Genomic DNA, 20166 nt, shown 5'->3' with positions numbered 1-20166 from the left:
ACTGCCGTGGGCTCGCCCTGAGGTCGGGCTAATCGTCGCCGGCGAAGGTCGCCTGATAGAGGGGCACCAGCGGCTCCGAGAGCAGCAAGACCTCCGGTTTGTCTTTGCGCAGGGCGATGCGGCCGCCGGCGAAGGCCTCGTAGTTCTGGCTGACGATCTCGGCCGGGCCGTGGGCGGCGATCAGCGCCTGGCGGATGCGGTCTTCCTCGCCCTTGCCGGTCAAGATCCAGGCCAGCTCGAGGCGACCGTCCCCAAAGACCGCTTCGATCTTCCTCGGGTAGCCCGCGAAGCGGTGGCCGAAGCAGTTGATCTGAGTTTGGCGCCGAGGCTTCGAGGGTAGCCAAGGCTCGGCGATCTCCTCGGTGCTGATGCCCTGACAGGCCGCCGATAAGCGTTCGGTCATGGTCTCGAGGTCGGCGCCGAACTCGAGGATCTTGGGGGCCGCGATGCTCGGGCGGTGGCTGGAGCGAGGCTCGGGGTTGGAAGGCAGGTCCGGATTCCGCCACAGGAAGAGATAGGAGCGCGCCGCCGCTTCGGTCAAGGCCCAGACGGCGTCTTCGTCCGCATGAGCGACCGTCCAGGTCGAGAGATAGGCGTCATAGCCGCCGAGGGAGGCGTTGTGCTCGCCGGCCTTGGGAAGCAAGGATTCGATGGCGCCGCGGCGGGCCTCGATGAGGGCGAGCCCGTCATCGGCGAAGGTGAAGGCGACCTCGCCGAGCTCGACGCCTTGGGACTGGTAGCCGAGACAGACGAGATGGCTCTCGGAGGTCTCGGCGATCGGCAGGCTCGGCGGCTCGACCGCGACGGTCGAAAGCTTGGTGCAGGCCGATTTCAGGGCAGCGCGGACGGACTTCTCGGTGTCACCGAAGTCGATTCCCGGGAACGAGCCCCCGAGGATTTCGCCTTCGGCGGTCAGCGCGAGGCCTGCGAGCAGGAGGGCGGAAAGCGAGCGTCGAAGAACCATCGGAGAATCTCCCGTTGCAATCCAATGTCAGAGGTCCCTTTCGACTTCAGAACGTCGGCGGGGGCGGGGATGTTTCTCCGCTCGGACCGGCTCGCCCCTTGCTGAAAGTAGCTACTGGTGGCTACTATTGGAGGATGCGATCCGTAGGAATCAAAGTCCTCAAGAACCGGCTGAGCGAGTACGTGCGCTTGGCGGCCAGCGGTGAAACGGTCCTGGTGACCGATCGAGACAAGGTGGTTGCCGAACTGAGTCCACCTCGCCCGTCGCGTAGTCGCGAGTTATCGGATGCGGTCCTGGCCGATGCCGTTCGCCAAGGCTGGCTCACGGCCCCGGTGGGTGAGCTCGGCGAGATCCCTGGACGCCTTCCGGTGGCGCCGCTCGAGAGACTCCTTGCGGAGTTGGCCGACGATCGGTCCGATCGTTGATCTACCTCGACACATCGGTTGCTCTGGCTCATCTGCTCGCTGAGGACCGGTCGCCGCCGGATGCGCTGTGGCGCGAGACGCTGGTGGCGAGTCGCTTGCTCGAGTATGAGCTCTGGACTCGTCTTCACGCCCGTGGTCTGGAGAGCAGCCATGGCGAGCTGGCGGCGGAGTTGACCGCTCGGCTCGCCTTCCTCGAGCTCAGCGCGCCGGTTTTGGAACGTGCGTTGAAGCCCTTTCCAGCGGCCTTGCGAACCTCGGACGCCCTGCACCTGGCTTCGGCCGACTTCCTGCGTGGGCGGGGGCTCGAGGTCGAGATTGCGACCTACGATGAGAGGTTTGCCCAGGCCGCTCGGGCCTTGGGATTCGCGCTGAATCCGCTGTGAGGCGAGTCACCCGGCCGGCTTGAGGACCAGCAGGACGCCACCGAGGATGAGGGCGGCACCGAAGAGCTGGTTGCCGGCGACGGCGGTTTCGGTGACGAAGCGATCCCAGGCGATGCCGGCGAGGATCTGGCAGGCGATCACCAGTAGTACCGTCTTGAACACGCCGAGGCGCTCGATCGCCAGCGGCATGCCGGCGGTGATCGCAAAGCCACAGACTGCCGGCACCAACACCAGCGGCGGCAGGCGGGAGAGGTCGGCCAGCACTTCGCCCTTGCGCTGAGTCAAGAAAAACGCCGCCGAGAGTCCCGCCGCGACCAGATTGCCGACGGCCAGCAGCAGCCACAGGCTGCTGTTCTTCATCAGATGAGCGTTGGCGCCGTTCTGCACCACGATGGCGGTGCCGACGATGATCGACAGGAGCAAGGCGATCCACATGGCGATGGGTTTCCCGGGGCTAGGCTCTGCGATGGATCGCCGACCAGACCCGCTCGGCGGTGGCCGGAGTCTCGCTGATCGGTGCCCCGATGGCGTCGCTGATCGCCCCCAGGACTGCCGGGACGGTGCCGATCAAGGGCGGCTCGCCGACGCCGCGGGCGCCATAGGGACCCTCGAGGTCGGGACGTTCGAGGATGATCGACTCGATCCAGGGGACGTCGGCGATGGTGGGAATGAGGTAGTCGGTGAAGCTGGCGTTCTTGATCTCGCCCTGGTCGGTGATCACCTCTTCCATCAGCGCCATTCCCAGCCCTTGGGCGGCGCCGCCTTCGATCTGGCCGGCCACCTCGCGCGGATTGATCGCCTTGCCGACATCGTGGACGGCGATCAGACGCTCGACCACCACCTCTCCGGTTTCCAGGTCGACCACCACTTCGGCGGCGTGGCTGGCGAACATGTAGGTCATGAAGGCGCGCGGCGACAGGCCCGTGTCGGGGTCCGGTTTCACCGTGCGCGGCTGGTAGACGGAAGTCATGTCGAGGTCGTAGCCGCGGCGGTGGGCGGTGGTCACCAGGTCGGCGAGGGTGATGCGGGGCCCGCCGTCGGCGACCGCCATCACCCAGCCGTCCTCCACCTTCAGCTCTTCCCAGTGCAGGTGCAGCTCGGCGGCGGCGACGTCGAGGAGCTGGCGCCGCACCTCGCCGGCGGCGAGCTTGACGGCGTTGCCCGTGAAGACCGTCTGGCGGGTCGCCGACGACGAGCCCGACTCGGGAGTCTCGGCCGTATCGGAGGCGGTGACCGCGACCTCGTCCGGCGTCAGACCGAGCTCTTCGGCGACGATCTGGGCCATCAGGTTGTGCAGGCCCTGGCCGACTTCGACGCCGCCGGAGAAGACCTCCGCGCCACCGCCGGCGAGCAGCCGGACGCGCGCCCGCGAGGCATCCGGGTAGCTGTCGCCGTAGCCGACGCCGAAGCAGATGGCGCTGATGCCGTAGCCGCGCCGCAGGTGTGGCGCCGGTTGGTCGTAGCTGCGGTTCTCCCAGTCGAGGCGTTCGGCCGCCGCCTCGAGGCAGTGAATCGGGCTGGCCACCGGAATGATCTGCGAGGTGGTGACGGCGTCGCCGTCACGGATCAGGTTTTTGCGCTTGAGGTCCACCAGATCCATGTCGAGGCGCCGGGCCAGGGCGGCGAGGGCGTTCTCGTAGGCGATACCCATCTGGCAGGCGCCGAAGCCGCGCATGGCGCCGGTGGGGTTGTTGTTGGTGAACACGGCGATGGCGTCGACGTGGACGTTGGGCACGCGGTAGGGGCCGGTGGCGTGGCTCGCCGCCTTGCGCAGCACCGCCGGCCCGGTCGAGGCGTAGGCGCCTTCGTCGCAGCGGATGGTCACCCGGGCGGCCGTCAGGGTGCCGTCGGCGCGGGCGGCGAGGGTGTACTCGACCTCCATCGGGTGGCGCTTGTGGCGCGCCACCATCGATTCCTCGCGGGTGTACTGAATGCGCACCGGCCGGCCGAAGCGCAGGGCGGCGAGGCCGAGGTAGATCTGGATCGAGATGTCTTCCCGGCCGCCGAAGGCGCCGCCCGTCGGCGGCTGGATGAGGCGCACCTTTTCGACCGGCAGGCCTAGCGAAAGGGCGATCAGGCGGCGCTCCTCGTGCACCCACTGGCCGGAGGCGTGAATCTCGACGACGTCGTCCACCAGGCGGGCGTATCCCGCCTCGATGTCGAGGAAGGCGTGGTCGACACACTGCGTTTTGAGCCGGGTCTGCACGATCGCATCGGCGGTGGCGATGGCGGCGTCGGCGTTGCCCTTGCGGATCAACTGGGTCGACATGATGTTGCCGGCGGGATGGATGGCCGGTGCGCCCTCGGCGAGGGCGTCGTCCATGGTGGCGAGAATCGGCAGCGGTCGGTAGTCGACTTCCACCAGGAGGGTGGCGGCGGCGGCTTGCGCCGGCGTTTCGGCGACGACGATGCCGAGGGCGTCTCCCAGGTAGCGGGCTCGCGAGTCGCAGAACACCGGCTGGTCGCGATGGATCAGCCCGTGGAGATTGACCCCGCCGAGGTCGTCCGCCCCCAGCACTTCGAGCACACCGGGAGCGCGGCGCGCCGCCCGGGTGTCGATGGACCGGATCTCGGCGTGGGGGTGGGGGCTGCGGATGACCGCCACGCTGAGCACCTCGGGGCCCTTCAGATCACCACCGTAGCGGGTCTCGCCGTTGACCTTGCCGGCGACGTCGCGGCGCAGGACGGACTGTCCGATCCAGGAGGGCGCGGGGTGGTTCACGATGGTTCGGGCTTCAGGCTTCGCCGGTGTCGGAGGCCGCGATCACGGCGTCGATGATCTTGGCGTAGCCGGTGCAGCGGCAGAGGTTGCCGGCGAGCCCCTCGCGCACCTCGTCGGCGTTGGGGCGCGGATTGGCTTCGAGCAGGGCGGCCGCCGTCATCAGCAGGCCTGGAGTGCAGTAGCCGCACTGCACCGCTCCGGCTTCGACGAAGCTCAGCTGGACCCGATGGAGCTGGTCGCCCTCGGCCAGGCCCTCGATGGTGACCAACGATTTACCCTCCATCTGCGGCGCCATCACCAGGCAGGAGGTGACCGGTTCACCCTCCACCAGGATGGTGCAGCTGCCGCACTCGCCTTCGAGGCAGGCGCCTTTGGTGCCGGTCAGGCGGAGGCGCTCGCGCAGGGTGTCGTAGATGGTCTCGTGGGGGTCGATCTCGACCTCGACCGGCTCGCCGTTGATGCGGCAGCGCAGGGTCCAGGTCGAGGTGTCGTCGCGACGGACGTCGGGGGCGGTCTCGAGCATCAGGCGTTTCCCGGGGTGATGTCGATCAGCTCACTGAGCAATCGGTGGGTCAAGGTGACGGCCATGGAGCGGCGGTACTCGGCGCCGCCGCGGTGGTCGTCGATCGGGCTCACTTCTTCGCCCACCAGGCGGGCGGCTTCTGTCATGGCGGTGGAGTCGATCACCGCGGCCTGCCGGAGGTGAGCCTCGGCCCGGCGCGGTCGTAGCGGCTTCGGCGCGACACAGCCGAGGCCGAGGGCGACGTCGCCCGCCGGGCCGATCGAGGCGGCGGCCATCACCAGCGAGATGGCGACGGCGTTGCGCTTGCCGATCTTGTAGAAAGACGAGCGCCGGTTCGTCGGCACCTCGACGGCGACGATCATCTCGTCGTCGGCGCGATCCGTCTTGCCGGGCGCCAGGAAAAAGTCGGCGAGGGGGAGGCGTCGGGAACCGGAGTCGACGGATGCCAGCTCGACCTCGGCTTCGAGGGCGATCAGGGCGGTGGAGACGTCGCCGGCCGGCGAGGCCGTATCGAGCTGGCCGCCGATCGTCCCCAGATTGCGAATCTGAGGTCCGCCGACGGTGGCGCAGGCGGCAGCCAGGGCGTCGACAGAGCAGCTTTCGAGCCTGCGCAGGCGGCACATGGCGCCGATCCTCAGGCGGTCCCCGCTGGGCTCGAGCTCATCGAGGCCGCGGACTCGGCTGAGATCGATCAAGGTGTCGAGCTGGCGACGACCTTTGCGCACCCCCACCACCAGATCCGTGCCGCCGGCGAGAAAGCTCGCGGCTTTTCCCAAGCGCCCCTTGAGGGCGAGCGCTTCGGCGATGCTGCTGGGCTGAAAAAAGCGCTGAGAGGCGGCGGGAAACGAGGGATCTCCTAGCATGCGAAACCTCGTCGATCGTGTCGTTTCCCTGGTTTGGGCATGTCGAGCTCCTGCCGAACTTTATCATTCGGGGCATTGCGCCCGGCCGGTGGGCGCGGGCTCGGAAGCGCCTGTTAGGGTCGCCAAGGGCTTCAGCGCAGGCACCGCTTGGAACCGATTGCGGAGTCGATGGCCCGACCGATTCGAGAGGAGAATCGCCATGACAGGTCGCTTTCAGATCGCTCTTACGCTCGCCATGACCCTCGCCCCTTGGCTGGGCCCCGCGACCCTCCAGGGGCAATCGGTGGGACCGCCGAATGGCTCGCTGGTGGCCATCGGAGGCGGTCAGATCTCGCCTGAGATCTACCGCAAGTTCATCGAGCTCGCCGGTGGCCGCGATGCTCCGATCGTCTACATTCCCTCGGCCGTCGGCCTGCCGGAGTACGGGCCGGACTTCGCCGGCTGGGCTCTCGCCGGCTTCCAGGCCGCGGGTGCCACCAACACTCGGCTCCTGCACGCCAAGGATCGCGCCGAGGCCGACTCGGAAGAGTTCGTCGAGGTGATTCGGCGAGCCGCCGGCGTCTTTTTCGGTGGCGGTCGTCAGTGGCGTCTGGTCGACCTCTACATGGGGACCGAGAGCGAAGCCGCCTTGCGCGGCGTTCTCGAACGCGGTGGGGTGATCGGCGGCTCCTCGGCCGGGGCGACCATCCTGGGCTCCTTTCTGGCGCGCGGTGACACGCGCGGCAACATGATCATGATGGGCGATCACCAGGAAGGATTGGGTTACTTGAAGGACGTCGCCATCGATCAGCATCTGCTGCGCCGCAACCGCCATTTCGATCTCCTGGAGATCGTCGAGGCTCATCCCGAGGTTCTCGGCATCGGCCTCGACGAAGGGGCGGCGATCGTCGTCTTGCGCGACCGCTTCGAGGTCATGGGAGGTTACGTGGCGATTTACGACGGGCGCCGCTCGACCGCCGCCCGGGGGCGCTCCGACAAGGGTTTCTACTTCCTGGCTCCGGGTGACCAGTTCGAGCTCGCCGGCCGGGTGGCGACCCGCTCCTCGGAGGGACCGCAGGAGTTTTGGCTACCGCAGCTCGAGGTCGAGGTCGAGGTCGAGCCGGCTCTCCTGCGGCGTTGGGTGGGCACCTACAAGGCCGGCGAACGCCAGCTCGAAATCGCGATCGAGAACGGCCAGCTTCATCTCGAGTCCGTACGCCGTGCCCGGCGCCCCCTCGAGGCGACTTCGGAGAGCACCTTCCTGGATGCCGCCAACGGTCAGCGGCTGAGCTTCCTGCAGCGCGATGAAGGCGCCACGCTGCTCCGGCTCGGGCGCGGCGATGGGATGGAAGTTCTGACCCGGGTCGATTCGCCCTAGTCCGCGACGTCAGTCCGGGTTGGGCGGACCACCGCTGCTCGCTGGCGCGCGAAATGCTCGGTTTCTTCTCGCCGGGATGCGCGCTGGTGTCCGCGACTCTGCCCCGGCCCACTGAAGTTCAAGGCGTTTCTTTTTGGCTCCTGCCTTGCAACCCGTTGGCAGCGAAGCGCTCCTCGACGGCAGCGCTGCCATGGACCGTCAAGCGGAACTGGGAGGACGTGCGATGAATCGTCTCGGTGGGTTGATTGCGTTGGGTCTTTTCTTACTGCTCGCAGCGGCGCCGCTGGACGCCGCCCGCAAGTCTCAGAACACGGTGCCGATCTTCGTCTATGTCGATGCCGAGGACTCGGGGGTCGTGGCGCTCGAAGTGGCCGATCGCTACCAGGCGCGGGATGCCGCCGTCGAGCTCTTCGAGCGCAAGTTGAACAAACGTCTGCGGGTGGTCTCGGATCCCGGAGAAGCGCGTCTCTTCCTCGCCCTCGGGGGGCTCGGTCGAGCCGACGGCTTCGCCACCGAGCTACCGACCCAGGTCTCGACGACGGTCAATTCGAGGGGCTCTTCGGCGACCGCGACCAGCGAAACGCTGCAAACGGACCACTGTCTCCTCGAAGCTCGCCTGTGGTCCGCGAGCTTCGACGAAACGCTGCGCGCCGTGGTGGGAACGCAGGGTGGATGCTGGTGGTCGAACCTCGGCACCGCGATCGCTCGACGGGCGGACAAATGGGCCAAGAAGAACCCCGCCCGCGTCGCCGCCGCGACGGCTCCGGTAGAGCTTCCAGCAGCGGTCCAAGGGCAGCTCGAGGTGGTTGCGAGGGCGCGGACGGTCCATCTCTTTTCCCGCGATCCCGAAACCTCGCCGGGAGGCTGGCGTGCCATGAAGCCGAAGCTGGCGGTGGCGGGATTCCGGCAGGCCGCTCAGGAAAAGCATCGCAGCTCCCTGCGCTGGTCCGAGACGGCCGAGGCGGCGGAAATCGTGATCGAGATCACCGCCGCCCGGGCGGGGCTCACCAACCGCTCCTCGGCGACGGCGACGGTCGGCGATCACGGCAGCGCGGTGATGGTTCAGAACCAGTATCGCAATGCCATCGACTTCGAGATCCGGCTATCTTCCGGCGAGAGCCTCAACGGCACCGAGGTCACCTTCACCAGTCCTTTGCCGAACGCCCTCAGCCTGGGCCACGGCCTGGCCGAGCGCCTGGCCCATTGGGTGAGCTTGATGAGCGACGAAGTCTTGACCCAGGCTCGAGTCGGCGACTAGAGGGGCTTGACGGCGCTGTCGGAGCGCCGTCAGTTCTGGCCTGGTGCCGGCAGCGCTTCGGTGTCGGCGTGGCTCTCGAGCACGAAGGGCGGCTTGCGATAGGTCCAGTTTCCACCGGTGACCATGTCCTCGACACGGAGCAAGACTTCGACATCGGTCAGGGAGCCGACGAAGGTCCAGAAGTGGCCGTTCGAGCTGCGGCCATCGAGGACTTTCAGAATGATCTCGAGGTTCTCCGGCCCGAAGAACCAGAAGGCACCACTGTTTTCTGAGATCAGGCGGCCGGTGGCGATTCCGGTTCGACCGCTGCGGGGATCCATCCACTCGGCCGTCGCTCGAAAGCGGGTGTCGGTCAGGCAGAGGGCGGCCGTCGGTTCGTCGCTGCAGTTGCCGTCTGGCACGTCGAGCTGCGGCCGGGGCGAATCGAGGGCAGAGCCATCGTCGGGAAAAGCGTTCGTGATGGCCTGGCTGGCGAGGGTTCCGGCGGGATTCGAAAAGCGCCGCACCTGGCCAGTTGCAGTGTTCTCGACGACTACCGAGTAGGGCAAGTTGGAGATCGATCCGAAGAGTACCCAGTAGTGGTCGTTGACCGGGCGGCCGTCGAGGACTTTGACGAGGACCTCGAGATTGTCGGCGCTGAAGAACCAGAATCCGGCGGTGTTCTGAGTCAGGGGCTGTGCCGTGGCCGCGCCAGGGGACTCTTCGCCCTCGATCTCGATCCGAACGGAGAAACGACCGTCCATCAAACAGGCCTGGTGGACATTGGATTGGCAGGCGGTGCGGACCGGTCGGGCGAGCAGGCCGGTTTCGACTTCGGGCAGGGGGACGGTGAACTGCGGCTGGGGTGCGTCGGCGAAGTAAGTGATCGTGGCCTCGTTCGTCGCGGTGAAGGCGGCGTCTGCCCCGGTCTCGCTGGAGTTCCTCGAAGGCTCCACCGGAAAGATCTCGCCGAGCGGAGCCAGCGCGGCGTCGAGGAATCGGCCGATCACCTTCGGGAAGCTGCCGGCGGCGAAAGTCCCGGTGTGATCCTCCCAGGTCACGAGGACGGGGCCGGCGTTCGAGACGGCGGCTCGGGGAAACCTCAGGTCGTCGCCGTTCGCCGTGGCGGCGATGCGCTGGGCAGGGCTCGCCGTCGTGCCGTCCGGGTCGAGCTTCTGGACCCAAATCCCTCCCTCTGGCTCCGCGCCTTGGCGACTCCAGGTGAGAACGAAGCCACCCTCCGGTAGGGCAGCGATCTCGGGATGACGGATTGGCGTCGTACCTCGCAGTTGGGTCGTCGAAGCGCCGAGCAATCCGTCGGCGAGGATCGGCCGCGTGATCAGGAAGCTCTCGAAGGCATCGATGCTACGTCTAGAGCTGGTGAAGGCGACCAGCGACGTGGAACCCTGGGTTGCAATCTCGGCTCTGTCGGCCAGATTCTCGCTACTTTGGCCGACTGCTCCCTCGAAGACCAGGACTCGCTCGCTGGTCGGGTCACCCCCGAGGTCGAAGTGCCGAGCGAAGACGGATCCGAAGAAGTTCGTCCAGGCGACGGTGAATCCCGTGTCGTGGCCGTCGACGGCGACGCTGCGGAGCGGTTGGGAAGGGCTGTCGATGGTGAATTCGAGCTCGACGGGCTCACCCTTCGAATCGAGAATCTGGCCCCGCAGTCGGCCGGCGCCGTCCTGCCAGACGACCAGAATCTCGTCCGGTCCGGCGGCCGCGGCGAATCCTGGAATCGTGATCGGTACACCGATCGCGAAAGGTGTCCCCGGGGTCGAGTCGGTGACGGCACGACTCATCAACTGCCAGCCCTCGAAGCTCTGGTCGCGCTGCCAGAGAGTGACGAACGAGCCATCGTCGAAGGAAACGACCCGACTCATTCCGTCGGTTTGCGTATCGAGAAGAACTTGCGACTGGCTCGGGGATGAGATCGTCAATCCGATGATGAACAGAGTGAAAGCTACGCGCAGGCTGGTTCTCATGGTGAAGCTCCCGTATGAATCGCCTCGGCTTGGATGGATTGCTATCGCCACTCGGCGCTCTGCGCGCGCCGAGAGGAGTGCATCTCACGGCAGTCCTTCGATGCCCGTTCGATAGCGGCAGTCTAGGGATTCAAAAGACCGGCTTGGGAGCCAAGATCGACAGAAACGAGCCCTTTCGCGCCATTTTCGACAATCGGCAAAGAAACTTCTGTTTGCCGCGGGACTTCATACCGTCGCCGTTTCTCGCTTCTTCTGAGTAGAGGCTCGATAACCGAGCCTCGGGGAAAAACAAGGAGGAAGTTGTATGAATCGTTTACTTCGGCTGGCGCTCGTCATGGTGATGGTCCTGTCGGTACCTCTGGCGGTCCCGAGCGAGTCTGTCGCCCAGCTCCGGCCCACCGTCACGACCACCACCACGACGACGCTCCCGGTGGGTCCGGTCCGTTATCTGCCGCTGAACAAGAAGTACGACTACTGGCAGACTTCGGGCAACACGAGCGTCACGCTCGACATGCCGGCGGGCTTCTTCGGTCCGGGCTCCGACGCCCAGACCTACGTCATCGACTGCACCGGTGAACCCTTCGGACCGGGCGCGGGACAGGGCCTGCCGGCGATCGCCGACACCTCGATCCATCGCAAGAAGGATCCCAATCCGGGCAGCGTTGGAGATTCCGACACGGTGGCGATCAAGATTCACGGGCTCAGCCTGGTGTCGGTCAACCCGATCACGGTGACGTACTTCGGTGGTTCGTCCTGGGATCTTTGGGATGTCCATGTCGGCCTGTCGGACGAGGCGCCTCAGCCCTGGGGCTCGCTGACCGCGACCAAGACCTACTCCGGCGGTGGCACCTTCGACAGCAGCCTGACGGTGGTTCCGAAGTTCACCTTCACGCGCATTTCTGGCGGTGGGAACCTCATTCTGGACGTCGGGGATCCGAACTCGGGCGTGCCGGCGAGCACCATCCAGGCGAGCAACACCCACTACATCAACAACCATCCCGGATTCTCGGGCAGCTTCCACCCCGGCTACAGCCAGGGACCGACGCCCGAGCAAATCAACTACATCGAGTTCTCGAACAACTGTGCCGAGCACGAGACGGAGCCTTGCGAAGACTGCCCGGACGATCCGGATGTCGAGGTGGAGCCGGTCGACCCGGTGGAAGGCGAGCCCCACACCATTCCCATTCTCAACTAGCTAGCTTCCGCTAGCGAAGGGACCGGGTCTGCCGCTCGACCCGGAGCCTCTTCAACCCTCGCCTTCGGCTCCGGCAGCCTGCCATCGAGCGCTCGACTCTCCCCGCCAGAACCCCCTTCCCAGCGCCTCTGCCCTCAGGGGCAAGTCGCAAAGGCCTCGGTGGCTTGAATCGGCAGGAATGCCTGATCGACCGGGTTCACCCAGCGCTGGAGGACGCCGCGCTCGGTGTCCTCGACCTCGATCTCGACCCCGACGTTGGTCAGGCCGGCGGCGAAGAACCAGTAACGGTCGAACTCCTCGCAGGCGTTGATCACCTTGACCAGCAGCTCGACATTCTTGGCGTCGAAGAACCAGAAGGTGCCGGAGTCCTCGCTCAGGGCCGTGCCGGTGGCGACGCCGCGTTCGCCGTTCGGGCGCTCCCAGCCGATGCGGATCTCGAAGCGGCCGTCGCGCAGCGCCAGCGGCGGTGGCTCCGGAGCGTCGGTGCGGGTGAAGGTGAAAGTGCCCAGGGGGACGCCGTTGCCGAGCGAGCCGCTTGCGATGCGGGAGACCGGAACCGCCGGGAAGGTCACCACGTCGTCTGCCAGAAAGGTCGTGCCGCTGTCGGTGCCGGCGTCGTAGGCGAAGAGCTCTACCACTTTCCGGCTCACCCAGGTGTCTTCCTCGCGCAGGGAGACGGCCGAGACGCCGACGAACCAGTCCGGGCTGGGCGCGATCATCGACACCAAGGTCACCGCCGGGAACGCTGCGTCGACCTCGAAATCAAGCTCGATCGAGTCCGGCGACGGGAAGATGCCCCCGCCCTGCAAGACCTGGTCGGCCTGGCCGGCGGCGATGGCGTCCCGCACCTCATTGGCCAGCGGGTTGCTGCGCCCTTCCTCCGCCATGCGCCGAATGCCGTGGCTCGCCAGGGTGCCGTTCTGCCAGAACTTCGTCGCTTCATCGTGGGTGGCGCCGATCAAGGGCGAGAAATGGGGCCCTGGTGGAAAGCCGCCGGGATGGGTACGAGACGACCAGGTGGCGTCGAAGCGCACCGTGTACTGAGCGGTTGAATCCTCGGCCGAGGCCGGCGGGCCGAGGAGAGCACAGGCGAGCACCAGGGGTAGGGCCTTGGCCAGCGGGTTGATGGGGGCTCGGTCTCGAGTCATGGTCAGTTCCTCCTGGGCAGCGCAGAACGGCAGGTTCCCTCTCGCGAAGCCTATACGGACGACGCGCTGGTTCGGTGCTGTGGCCCGTTTGGTAGATTGATAATCTTCGATCAACCGGTTGGACCCAGGCCGAGCTCGGCGGAGGAAGCCCCTTGACCACCATCTTCAGAGATCCACTTCGTTCCCTTTGCTGTGCCCTCATCCTGTTGCCTCTGGCCAGTCCTTCCCTGGCCCAGGCGCCGATCATCCAGCCGGGAGCCCCCGGTGAGGCGCCGCGCCAACTGAGTGCCGAGCAGGCGGTCGAGATTGCCGACACCAGCTACTCGCCGGCCGACGTCCGCTTCATGCAGGACATGATTCCGCATCATCACCAGGCGCTCGAGATGGCGGCTTTGGTGGGTGAGCGCACCAATCGTCCCGAGCTGCTCGATGTGGCCGGGCGGATCAACGCCTCCCAGGGCGACGAGATCGAGTTCATGCAGCAATGGCTGCGGGAGCGCGGTGAAGAGGTGCCGGAACCCTCCGCCCACCACGCCATGCACACCCACCACACGATGGCGGGAATGGCGACGCCGGAGCAGATGACGGCTTTGGGGGCGGCCGAGGGCATCGCCTTCGACCGCCTCTTCCTCGAGCTCATGATCACCCACCACGAGGGCGCGGTCACCATGGTGGACGAGCTGCACGAGCAACCGGGCTCGGCTTACGATCCGGTGCTTTTCGAGTTCACCTCCGACGTCGTCAACGATCAGACCACCGAGATCGAGCGCATGAACGCGCTGATGGTGGGGTTGTCGGAAGACCCGCGGGCGGGTCTCGAGGCGGGCCTCTTCGATGCCGAACAGGCGATTCTCAACCTCGAGCTGGTGGCCTCCCTGGCGAAGCCGCCGGGGTTCTTCGATCCGGCGAATCCGGCCGGCCTTTCTCCTGAGGTGCCGGGTGAAGAAGGTGAAGAGGGGGAGGAGGAAGGGGAGGAAGAAAGCGGCGACGAGGACGACGACCGCTATCCGCTGCTCAGCTTCTCGAACTCCGACATGGCGTTCTCGGGCGATGTGCTGGTGGCCGGCAACTACCACGGCTTCAACGTCTACCGGCTGGACGCCTCGGGCCTGCCGAATCACCTCAGCTCGGTGGTCTGCCCTGGCGGCCAGGGGGATGTTTCGATCGTCGGCGATCTGCTGATCATGTCCGTCGAGCAGACCCGCGGGCGTCTCGACTGTGGCCTCGAAGGGGTCTCCGAGGACGTCAGCACCGAGCGCTTCCGCGGTCTGCGCATCTTCGATATTTCGGACCTCACCCGCCCGCGCCAGGTCGGCGCCGTGCAGACCTGCCGCGGATCCCACACTCATTCGGTGGTCTCGGGTCCGGGGGAGGACGGCAAGATCGTCGTCTACAACTCGGGTACGGCTTCGGTACGCGAGGCGGACGAGCTCGAGGGCTGCTTCGACGAGTCCCCGGGCGATGACCGCACCGCCCTGTTCCGCATCGATGTCGTCGAGATTCCGGTGGCCGACCCCTCCCAGGCTCGCATCGTCGCCAGCCCGGCGGTGTTCGCTGATCCCGACGAGGGCGTCCTCGCCGGCCTGTGGCGCGGCGGCGATCATGGTGACGACACGCAGGAAACCAACCAGACCGACCACTGCCACGACATCACCGTCTTCCCCGAGAAGAAGATCGCCGCCGGGGCGTGCTCCGGCAACGGCATCCTGTTCGACATCCGCGATCCCCTCAACCCACAGCGCATCGATGTGGTGGTCGACAAGGGGTTTGCCTACTGGCATTCGGCGACCTTCAACAACGACGGCACCAAGGTTCTATTCACGGACGAGTGGGGTGGTGGCGGGCGGCCGCGCTGTCGCTCCTTCGATCCCATGACCTGGGGCGCCGACGCCATCTACGACATCGTCGACAGGAAGCTCGAGTTCCGCGGCTACTTCAAGATGCCGGCGCCGCAGCTCGAGGAGGAGAACTGCGTTGCCCACAACGGCTCGATCGTGCCGGTTCCGGGGCGCGACATCTTCGTGCAGGCCTGGTATCAGGGTGGCCTGTCGGTGATCGACTTCACCGACTCCGCCCAGGCGGTGGAGATCGCCTACTTCGACCGCGGTCCGATCGACGTCGACGAGATGATCGTCGGTGGCTTCTGGTCGACCTACTGGTACGGCGACAAGATCTACGGCACCGAGATGGTGCGCGGCCTCGACGTGCTGGCGCTCACCCCCAGTGAGTATCTGAGCGCCAACGAGATCGCCGCCGCGGCGATCGCCGATCAGGGCGACATCTTCAATCCGCAACAACAGTTCCGCGTCGACTGGCCGGCGGAGCCGGTGGTGGCGCGGGCTTACATCGATCAGCTCGGCCGTGGCGAAACACTCTCGAAGTCCCTGGGCTCGCGTCTGAAGAAGGCTCTCGATCGTGCCGACGAAGCCCTCGCCAGCGAAACCGTCAACGCTTCCCTGGCTGGAGAGCTCGAAGCCCTCGCCGCCAGCGTGCGGGAATCGTCCGGCGACGACAAGGACGCCACCGAGCACCGCCGGTCGGCCCTCGGTGACGTGCTGGGAGGGATTGCGGCCCGCTTGAGGTGAGGACCTGGGCCTCTCCGCGACGCCTCGCAGGCCGATCTGAGTTGATCGGGCCGAGAGCGGACCGCCTCAGGGTTTCAAGACTCGAACCTTCGGCAGGCGAGCCGCGCTCTGCTCGAAAGTCGCCACCTGTTCAGCCTGCGCGAGACGGTATTCGGAGAGGATCAAGCGGTCGACGAATCCGGGCTTTGCGGTCGCGAGGCCGGGCGTTTGTAGTACTTCGAGAGCTCCGGGACTGACGTCGACGCCGGGGCTCGAAACGAAATTCGTCAGAGCGTCGAGCGTGTCAGCTTTCGCTGCGCCGTAATGGTGCTGAAAGGCGAAGTAGGTTTCGGCAAGCACGAGATTCGAGACCAGGATTCGATTGCCGGTCCGCAAGTTGCGGAGTACGAATTCGAGGGCGACCATGGCGAGGTGCTGAGGTTCCCCTGCCAGGATTCGTACGACGACCGACGTGTCGATTCCGATCTGCATGGTCAGCGCTCGCTCGCCAGCCCGCCGCGGAACTGCCTCGATCGTGCTTGTCGAGTGGGCCGGGACCTCCCCTACCAGTTTGAGACATCGGTGCCGAGTTCGGCGCCTTTTGCGGTAGGGCTAGAATCGGCCCGGTCGGGAACAACTCGGAGATTAGGCGTGAAGTACTGTCCGCTGTGCGGCAAAGAGTTCGAAGACGGTGAGCGGTGCCCGGGCGACGGCACGGTGCTGGTGCAGGCACAGCAGGACTCGGATCCGCTGATCGGCACCGTCCTCAAAGACACCTATCGGCTCGAGGAGCAGATCGGCGCCGGTGGCATGGGGGCGGTCTTCCGGGCCGAGCAGATGCCCCTCGGCCGCAATGTGGCGGTCAAGGTGCTGCTGCCCTCGGTGCAGGCGATGCCGTCGATGATTTCGCGCTTCTTCCAGGAGGCGCGGGTGCTGAGCCAGCTCAACCACCCCAACGTGGTCAGCATCATCGATTTCGGCAACACCGACACCGGCATGATCTTCATGGTCATGGAGTTCTTGACCGGCCAGCCCTTGAGCACCCTGGTGCCGAAGCAGCAGGGCCTGCCCCTCGGCGACGCGGTGCGCTGGATGCGCCAGGCCTGTGCCGGGGTCGGGGCGGCGCACGAGAACGGTTTGGTGCACCGCGACCTCAAGCCCGACAACCTCTTCGTCTCCTCGCGGACCGGCGCTCCCGAAACCCTCAAGGTGCTCGACTTCGGGATTGCGCGCACCCTCGAGGAGAGCGATGCCACGCGCTTGACCCAGGTCGGTCTGCTGATGGGGACCCCCGGTTTCATCGCTCCGGAACAGATCGAATCGCCGGCCGACGCCGGCCCGCGTTCGGATATCTACGCTCTCGGCGCCATTCTGTTTTTCATGGTCACCGGGTACCGGCCTTACTCCGGGCAGACGCCTCACTCGGTGTTGGTACAGCAGATGCAGAAGCCGCCGCAGCTCGACCTCGGATTGCTGTCGCGGCACCCCGCGTTGGCCGAGGTGATCGCCCGGTCGATGGCGATCCGGCCGGAAGACCGTTTCGCTTCAACGCGGGAGCTGGTGGCGGCTCTCGATGAGGCGGTCGGTGACGGTCCCAGCCATCCGAGCTCGAGTGTTGGCTCCGAGATTCCCCCAACAGTTCTGATGCAGAAGGGCGGTGGCGTGACCGAGTCTTCTGGCAAGGGCTGGGCTGGTCGCCTGGCGGTGCCCTTGCTGGTTTTGGCTTTGGTGCTAGTGGGCGGACTCTTCTGGTGGTCCAGCTCCCGTGGCCCGGCCAGCGACGAGGCGGCGACGGCTGGTGAGGTGGCGACGCGCGGAGTCCGAGAGGGCAAGATCGCGATCGGCATGAGCGCAGCCTTTTCGGGTCCGGCGAAGGAGCTCGGCCGGGGCATGCAAACCGGCATCGAGACCTCGTTTCGGGAGATCAACGCCAACGGTGGCATTCACGGCCGCGAGCTCGAGCTGATCGCCCTCGACGACGCCTACGAGCCGGATCGGGCGGTGAGCAACATGGTCGATCTGCTGCTCGAGCGACAGGTTTTCGCCGTCGTCGGCAATGTCGGCACACCCACCGCCGCGGTGGCGGTGCCGCTGGCTCTTGAGCAGGGAGTGCCGTTCTTTGGTGCCTTTTCCGGCGCCGATCTCTTGCGGCGCCAGCCCCCCGATCGCTATGTCTTCAACTACCGCGCCAGCTATGCCGAAGAGACCGCCGCACTGGTTTCCTATTTCCTCGATCGGCGCGGCTTGGAGCCCTCGCAGATCGCCGTCTTCGCTCAGGACGACGGCTATGGCGACGCCGGCTATGAAGGCGTGCGTGCCGCCCTCGCCGAGCGCGGCTACGAGGGACCGACCCTGCGCGTCGGCTACCGGCGCAACACTCGCGATGTGGATTCGGCGGTGGCCGGCATCGAGCGCCACGACGGCGAGATCGCCGGCATCGTCATGGCGGCGACCTACCGGCCGGCGGCGGAGTTCATCCGGCGCCTCGTCGATCTCGGCCTCGAGCCGGCCTTCGCCAACCTCTCCTTCGTCGGCAGTCGGGCCCTGGCGGAAGAGCTCGCCGGGTTCGGGGGTCGCTATGCCGAAGGGGTCATCGTCAGCCAGGTGGTGCCCCATCCGGAGTCCCTCGCCCCGGGCGTGGTTCGCTACCGCGAGCTCTTGGGGCGTCACTTCCCGGCGGAGCAGCCCGGCTTCGTTTCCCTCGAGGGCTACCTGGCGGCGGAGGTCTTCGCCGAAGCCCTGCGGCGCAGCGACGAGTCCCTCTCGATGGAGTCGTTCTTGAGCGCCATCGAGTCCCTCCAGCTCGATCCCGGGATCGGAACCGAGCTGGCCTTCGGGCCCGAGCGCCATCAGGCCTCTTCGAAGGTTTGGGGAACCGTCCTCGACGCTTCCGGTCGCTACTCCGAGCTCAAGCTCTAGCGATCACCGGCGTCAGCCCTACTTCTTCTTTCCCTTGCCCCGGCAGATGGGTTCGACGTCCCCCGGGACCACCAGCATCAGCGAGCCGACCGCCGACTCGGTGCCACCGGGGCCGTTGGTGACCCGCACCAGCGCGGTGACGTCGACCTTGGCGATCTTCGGGGCGACGGGCAGGTTGGTACCGACGTTGATCTGGGTTCGGTCCTTCTTCTCCGGCGTTGCGGTGAGGTTGACCGGAGCGCCGATCTTCAGGCTCTGAATGACCGCCGTGGCTCCTTTGAACCGCTGCCACCTGCGGCCGACCTTTTGTTGCAGCTCGACGATGGCGCGGTACTTGTACTCGCAGCGCTTGGGCTCCGCGGGGTCGCAGTCGGACTGACTGATGACGGTGATTTCGATACGAAACCGGGCTGGCCTCAGGGCGCCCTTGTTGAGCTTCTGAGGCCGCTTCTTCGGTGGGAGGGCAGCATCTCCGTAGACCAGCAGGCGACCCCTCTGACTGCGCTCACACCGCGGCCGCTCGACGGTCTTGATCTTCGGCTTGCCGCCACCTTTCGGCTTGTCGCCACCCTTGGGTTTGTCGTCCTTTTTTCCTGCCATCTCCGTCTCCTTCCCGAATGCTCTGTGGATCGTGACTCGGGGGGACTACGGAGTCCTCGCGCGAAAGGATGAGCTCGCCCTCAGCGACCGACTTTGCCCTGTTCCAAGGCGTCGAAGCGCATCACCTTGAGCTCACCCCGGCTTCCGTTCTCGCCGCCATTGAGCACCGGCGAGCGGTGGAGCTCGTTGACGGTGACGTAGATCTGATGATCGGGGCCGTAGGCGAAGCCGTCTGGCCAGGCGAGATCTTGGCGCTGAAAGAGCTGCCGGTACTCGCCGTCGCTGCCGACCACGCCGATGGCGTTCTCGGTGATGGCGGTGATGTAGACGTTGCCGCCGCCGTCGACCGTGATGCCGTCCGAGATCGGCTTGTCGCCGTAGCGCTCGACGCGTTCTGCGAGCTGCTTCGAGGTCAGCTTGGAATTGCGCAGGTCTGCGCCCCGGACCCGGTAGAGGCTGGTGCCGGTCATGGCCCCGAAGTAGACCCACTGGTTGTCCGGCGACAGGGTGATCGGGTTGATACCGAGGCGCGCCGGCGCTCCACCGAGCTCCATGGTGCGGCCGTCGATCACCATGTCGATGTCCTCGGCGACGGTGTACCGCGAGCCCTCGAGGACCCGCCGCGCCTGGCCGGTGTCGAGGTCGACCACGACGAGGGCGGCGGTGTCGGCGCCGGCGGTGTCGGCGATGTAGACGAAACCGTTCTCGGCATCGATGGCGAGGTCATTGAGGAAGGACTCGGGGCGGATCACCGGTGCCGCCAGGTAGACGATGCGGTGCAGCTTCTCGGCGCGAGTGTCCCAGCCGATCAGACGCCCGGCGCGGTTCTCGCCAGAGGTGTCGAGGAGCCAGAGGATGCCTTTCGAATCGACATTGAGACCCAGCACCCCATAGAGGCCGTTGCCACCGTCCTTGGGCGCGAAGGCCCAGGTGGCGTTGGGATAGGGACGGGTCGAGCCGTCCTCGAGTAGCTCCACCACCTTGATCGGCTGGCCGTAGAAGCCGTGCACGCTGAGAAAGATGCGTCCGTCGGGGCCGATGGCGATATTGCCCGGTGGCGTCTCGGCGCCGAGACCGGCGACCAGCTCGAGGTCGCTGGCGGTGGCCGGGGTGAGGCCAACGAGGAGGAGGGCGGCGAGAAAAATCGGCTTCATGTCGGGCTCCTGGAGGCGTCAGATCGTCCGGGCGATGGCACGAGGCGAAGCCTATGGGGCCAGCAAGGGGATTTCAATCGGCGAGGTGAAAGGCGGATTCGCGCCGAGGAGGGGGTGGGGGTGGGGG

17 protein-coding genes are annotated in these 20166 nt (G+C 66.4%); 7 read left to right on the top strand and 10 right to left on the bottom strand.

Going from position 1 to position 20166, the window contains the following annotated elements; all coding sequences use genetic code 11:
* Window positions 1-28: 28 nt before the first annotated feature.
* Window positions 29-964 carry a hypothetical protein gene (locus AAF604_05245; GenBank protein MEM7049040.1) on the bottom strand — a complete coding sequence of 312 codons (936 nt, stop codon included), beginning with the start codon at window positions 962-964 and terminating at the stop codon, window positions 29-31.
* Window positions 965-1098: 134 nt separating this feature from the next.
* Here AAF604_05245 and AAF604_05240 point away from each other — a divergent pair, with 134 nt between their 5' ends.
* Complete coding sequence (locus AAF604_05240) at window positions 1099-1389, top strand: prevent-host-death protein (GenBank protein ID MEM7049039.1); 291 nt, start codon at window positions 1099-1101, stop codon at window positions 1387-1389.
* Complete coding sequence (locus tag AAF604_05235; GenBank protein MEM7049038.1) at window positions 1386-1772, top strand: PIN domain-containing protein; 387 nt, start codon at window positions 1386-1388, stop codon at window positions 1770-1772. The genes AAF604_05240 and AAF604_05235 overlap by 4 nt, the downstream gene beginning before the upstream one ends.
* Before the next feature lie 6 nt (window positions 1773-1778).
* Here AAF604_05235 and AAF604_05230 read toward each other — a convergent pair whose 3' ends face one another.
* The 4 genes from AAF604_05230 to AAF604_05215 are packed head-to-tail and all read right to left on the bottom strand — an operon-like array spanning window position 1779 to window position 5880.
* Complete coding sequence (locus tag AAF604_05230) at window positions 1779-2207, bottom strand: DMT family transporter (GenBank protein ID MEM7049037.1); 429 nt, start codon at window positions 2205-2207, stop codon at window positions 1779-1781.
* A 19-nt stretch (window positions 2208-2226) separates the two neighbouring features.
* The gene (locus tag AAF604_05225) at window positions 2227-4494 is read right to left on the bottom strand and encodes a xanthine dehydrogenase family protein molybdopterin-binding subunit (GenBank protein ID MEM7049036.1); all 2268 of its coding nucleotides are present in this window, start codon (window positions 4492-4494) and stop codon (window positions 2227-2229) included.
* Window positions 4495-4507: 13 nt separating this feature from the next.
* Window positions 4508-5017: a (2Fe-2S)-binding protein gene (locus AAF604_05220; protein MEM7049035.1), complete on the bottom strand. Its 510-nt coding sequence runs from the start codon at window positions 5015-5017 to the stop codon at window positions 4508-4510.
* Window positions 5017-5880: an FAD binding domain-containing protein gene (locus AAF604_05215; GenBank protein ID MEM7049034.1), complete on the bottom strand. Its 864-nt coding sequence runs from the start codon at window positions 5878-5880 to the stop codon at window positions 5017-5019. The genes AAF604_05220 and AAF604_05215 overlap by 1 nt, the downstream gene beginning before the upstream one ends.
* Window positions 5881-6079: 199 nt before the next feature.
* Here AAF604_05215 and AAF604_05210 point away from each other — a divergent pair, with 199 nt between their 5' ends.
* On the top strand, window positions 6080-7237 hold the full coding sequence (locus AAF604_05210) for a cyanophycinase (protein ID MEM7049033.1): 1158 nt from the start codon (window positions 6080-6082) through the stop codon (window positions 7235-7237).
* 223 nt (window positions 7238-7460) lie between these two features.
* Complete coding sequence (locus AAF604_05205) at window positions 7461-8495, top strand: hypothetical protein (protein MEM7049032.1); 1035 nt, start codon at window positions 7461-7463, stop codon at window positions 8493-8495.
* A 29-nt stretch (window positions 8496-8524) separates the two neighbouring features.
* Here AAF604_05205 and AAF604_05200 read toward each other — a convergent pair whose 3' ends face one another.
* Window positions 8525-10459 carry a hypothetical protein gene (locus AAF604_05200; protein ID MEM7049031.1) on the bottom strand — a complete coding sequence of 645 codons (1935 nt, stop codon included), beginning with the start codon at window positions 10457-10459 and terminating at the stop codon, window positions 8525-8527.
* Between the two features lie 304 nt (window positions 10460-10763).
* Between AAF604_05200 and AAF604_05195 the strand changes: the two genes are divergently transcribed.
* Window positions 10764-11654 (top strand): hypothetical protein, encoded by an 891-nt coding sequence (locus AAF604_05195; GenBank protein ID MEM7049030.1) that lies wholly within the window; start codon window positions 10764-10766, stop codon window positions 11652-11654.
* Between the two features lie 134 nt (window positions 11655-11788).
* Here AAF604_05195 and AAF604_05190 read toward each other — a convergent pair whose 3' ends face one another.
* On the bottom strand, window positions 11789-12802 hold the full coding sequence (locus AAF604_05190) for a spondin domain-containing protein (protein MEM7049029.1): 1014 nt from the start codon (window positions 12800-12802) through the stop codon (window positions 11789-11791).
* A 152-nt stretch (window positions 12803-12954) separates the two neighbouring features.
* On the opposite strand from AAF604_05190, the gene AAF604_05185 reads away from it, so the two are divergent.
* Complete coding sequence (locus AAF604_05185; GenBank protein ID MEM7049028.1) at window positions 12955-15387, top strand: DUF305 domain-containing protein; 2433 nt, start codon at window positions 12955-12957, stop codon at window positions 15385-15387.
* A 66-nt stretch (window positions 15388-15453) separates the two neighbouring features.
* Here AAF604_05185 and AAF604_05180 read toward each other — a convergent pair whose 3' ends face one another.
* The gene (locus AAF604_05180; GenBank protein ID MEM7049027.1) at window positions 15454-15858 is read right to left on the bottom strand and encodes a PIN domain-containing protein; all 405 of its coding nucleotides are present in this window, start codon (window positions 15856-15858) and stop codon (window positions 15454-15456) included.
* Between the two features lie 159 nt (window positions 15859-16017).
* On the opposite strand from AAF604_05180, the gene AAF604_05175 reads away from it, so the two are divergent.
* The gene (locus tag AAF604_05175) at window positions 16018-18285 is read left to right on the top strand and encodes an ABC transporter substrate-binding protein (protein MEM7049026.1); all 2268 of its coding nucleotides are present in this window, start codon (window positions 16018-16020) and stop codon (window positions 18283-18285) included.
* An 18-nt stretch (window positions 18286-18303) separates the two neighbouring features.
* Here the strand turns inward: AAF604_05175 and AAF604_05170 are convergent, their stop codons facing one another.
* Window positions 18304-18885, bottom strand: coding sequence for a hypothetical protein (locus AAF604_05170; GenBank protein MEM7049025.1), 582 nt, complete (start codon window positions 18883-18885; stop codon window positions 18304-18306).
* Window positions 18886-18965: 80 nt separating this feature from the next.
* Entirely contained in the window at window positions 18966-20039 is a 1074-nt protein-coding gene (locus AAF604_05165; protein MEM7049024.1) for an L-dopachrome tautomerase-related protein, read from the bottom strand.
* Window positions 20040-20166 lie beyond the last annotated feature (127 nt).

Source organism: Acidobacteriota bacterium (assembly GCA_039028635.1).
Lineage (GTDB): Bacteria > Acidobacteriota > Thermoanaerobaculia > Multivoradales > JBCCEF01 > JBCCEF01.
The sequence above is the reverse complement of the archived record's forward strand: the minus strand, read 5'-3'. Positions and strand labels throughout refer to the sequence as shown.

Coding starts and splice junctions, on each gene's coding strand:
- AAF604_05180 (MEM7049027.1), bottom strand. CDS start 15,858: ATGCAGATCGGAATCGACACGTCGGTCGTCGTACGAATCCTGGCAGGG.
- AAF604_05190 (MEM7049029.1), bottom strand. CDS start 12,802: ATGACTCGAGACCGAGCCCCCATCAACCCGCTGGCCAAGGCCCTACCC.
- AAF604_05205 (MEM7049032.1), top strand. CDS start 7,461: ATGAATCGTCTCGGTGGGTTGATTGCGTTGGGTCTTTTCTTACTGCTC.
- AAF604_05165 (MEM7049024.1), bottom strand. CDS start 20,039: ATGAAGCCGATTTTTCTCGCCGCCCTCCTCCTCGTTGGCCTCACCCCG.
- AAF604_05195 (MEM7049030.1), top strand. CDS start 10,764: ATGAATCGTTTACTTCGGCTGGCGCTCGTCATGGTGATGGTCCTGTCG.
- AAF604_05230 (MEM7049037.1), bottom strand. CDS start 2,207: ATGTGGATCGCCTTGCTCCTGTCGATCATCGTCGGCACCGCCATCGTG.
- AAF604_05245 (MEM7049040.1), bottom strand. CDS start 964: ATGGTTCTTCGACGCTCGCTTTCCGCCCTCCTGCTCGCAGGCCTCGCG.
- AAF604_05220 (MEM7049035.1), bottom strand. CDS start 5,017: ATGCTCGAGACCGCCCCCGACGTCCGTCGCGACGACACCTCGACCTGG.
- AAF604_05240 (MEM7049039.1), top strand. CDS start 1,099: ATGCGATCCGTAGGAATCAAAGTCCTCAAGAACCGGCTGAGCGAGTAC.
- AAF604_05200 (MEM7049031.1), bottom strand. CDS start 10,459: ATGAGAACCAGCCTGCGCGTAGCTTTCACTCTGTTCATCATCGGATTG.
- AAF604_05210 (MEM7049033.1), top strand. CDS start 6,080: ATGACAGGTCGCTTTCAGATCGCTCTTACGCTCGCCATGACCCTCGCC.
- AAF604_05170 (MEM7049025.1), bottom strand. CDS start 18,885: ATGGCAGGAAAAAAGGACGACAAACCCAAGGGTGGCGACAAGCCGAAA.
- AAF604_05215 (MEM7049034.1), bottom strand. CDS start 5,880: ATGCTAGGAGATCCCTCGTTTCCCGCCGCCTCTCAGCGCTTTTTTCAG.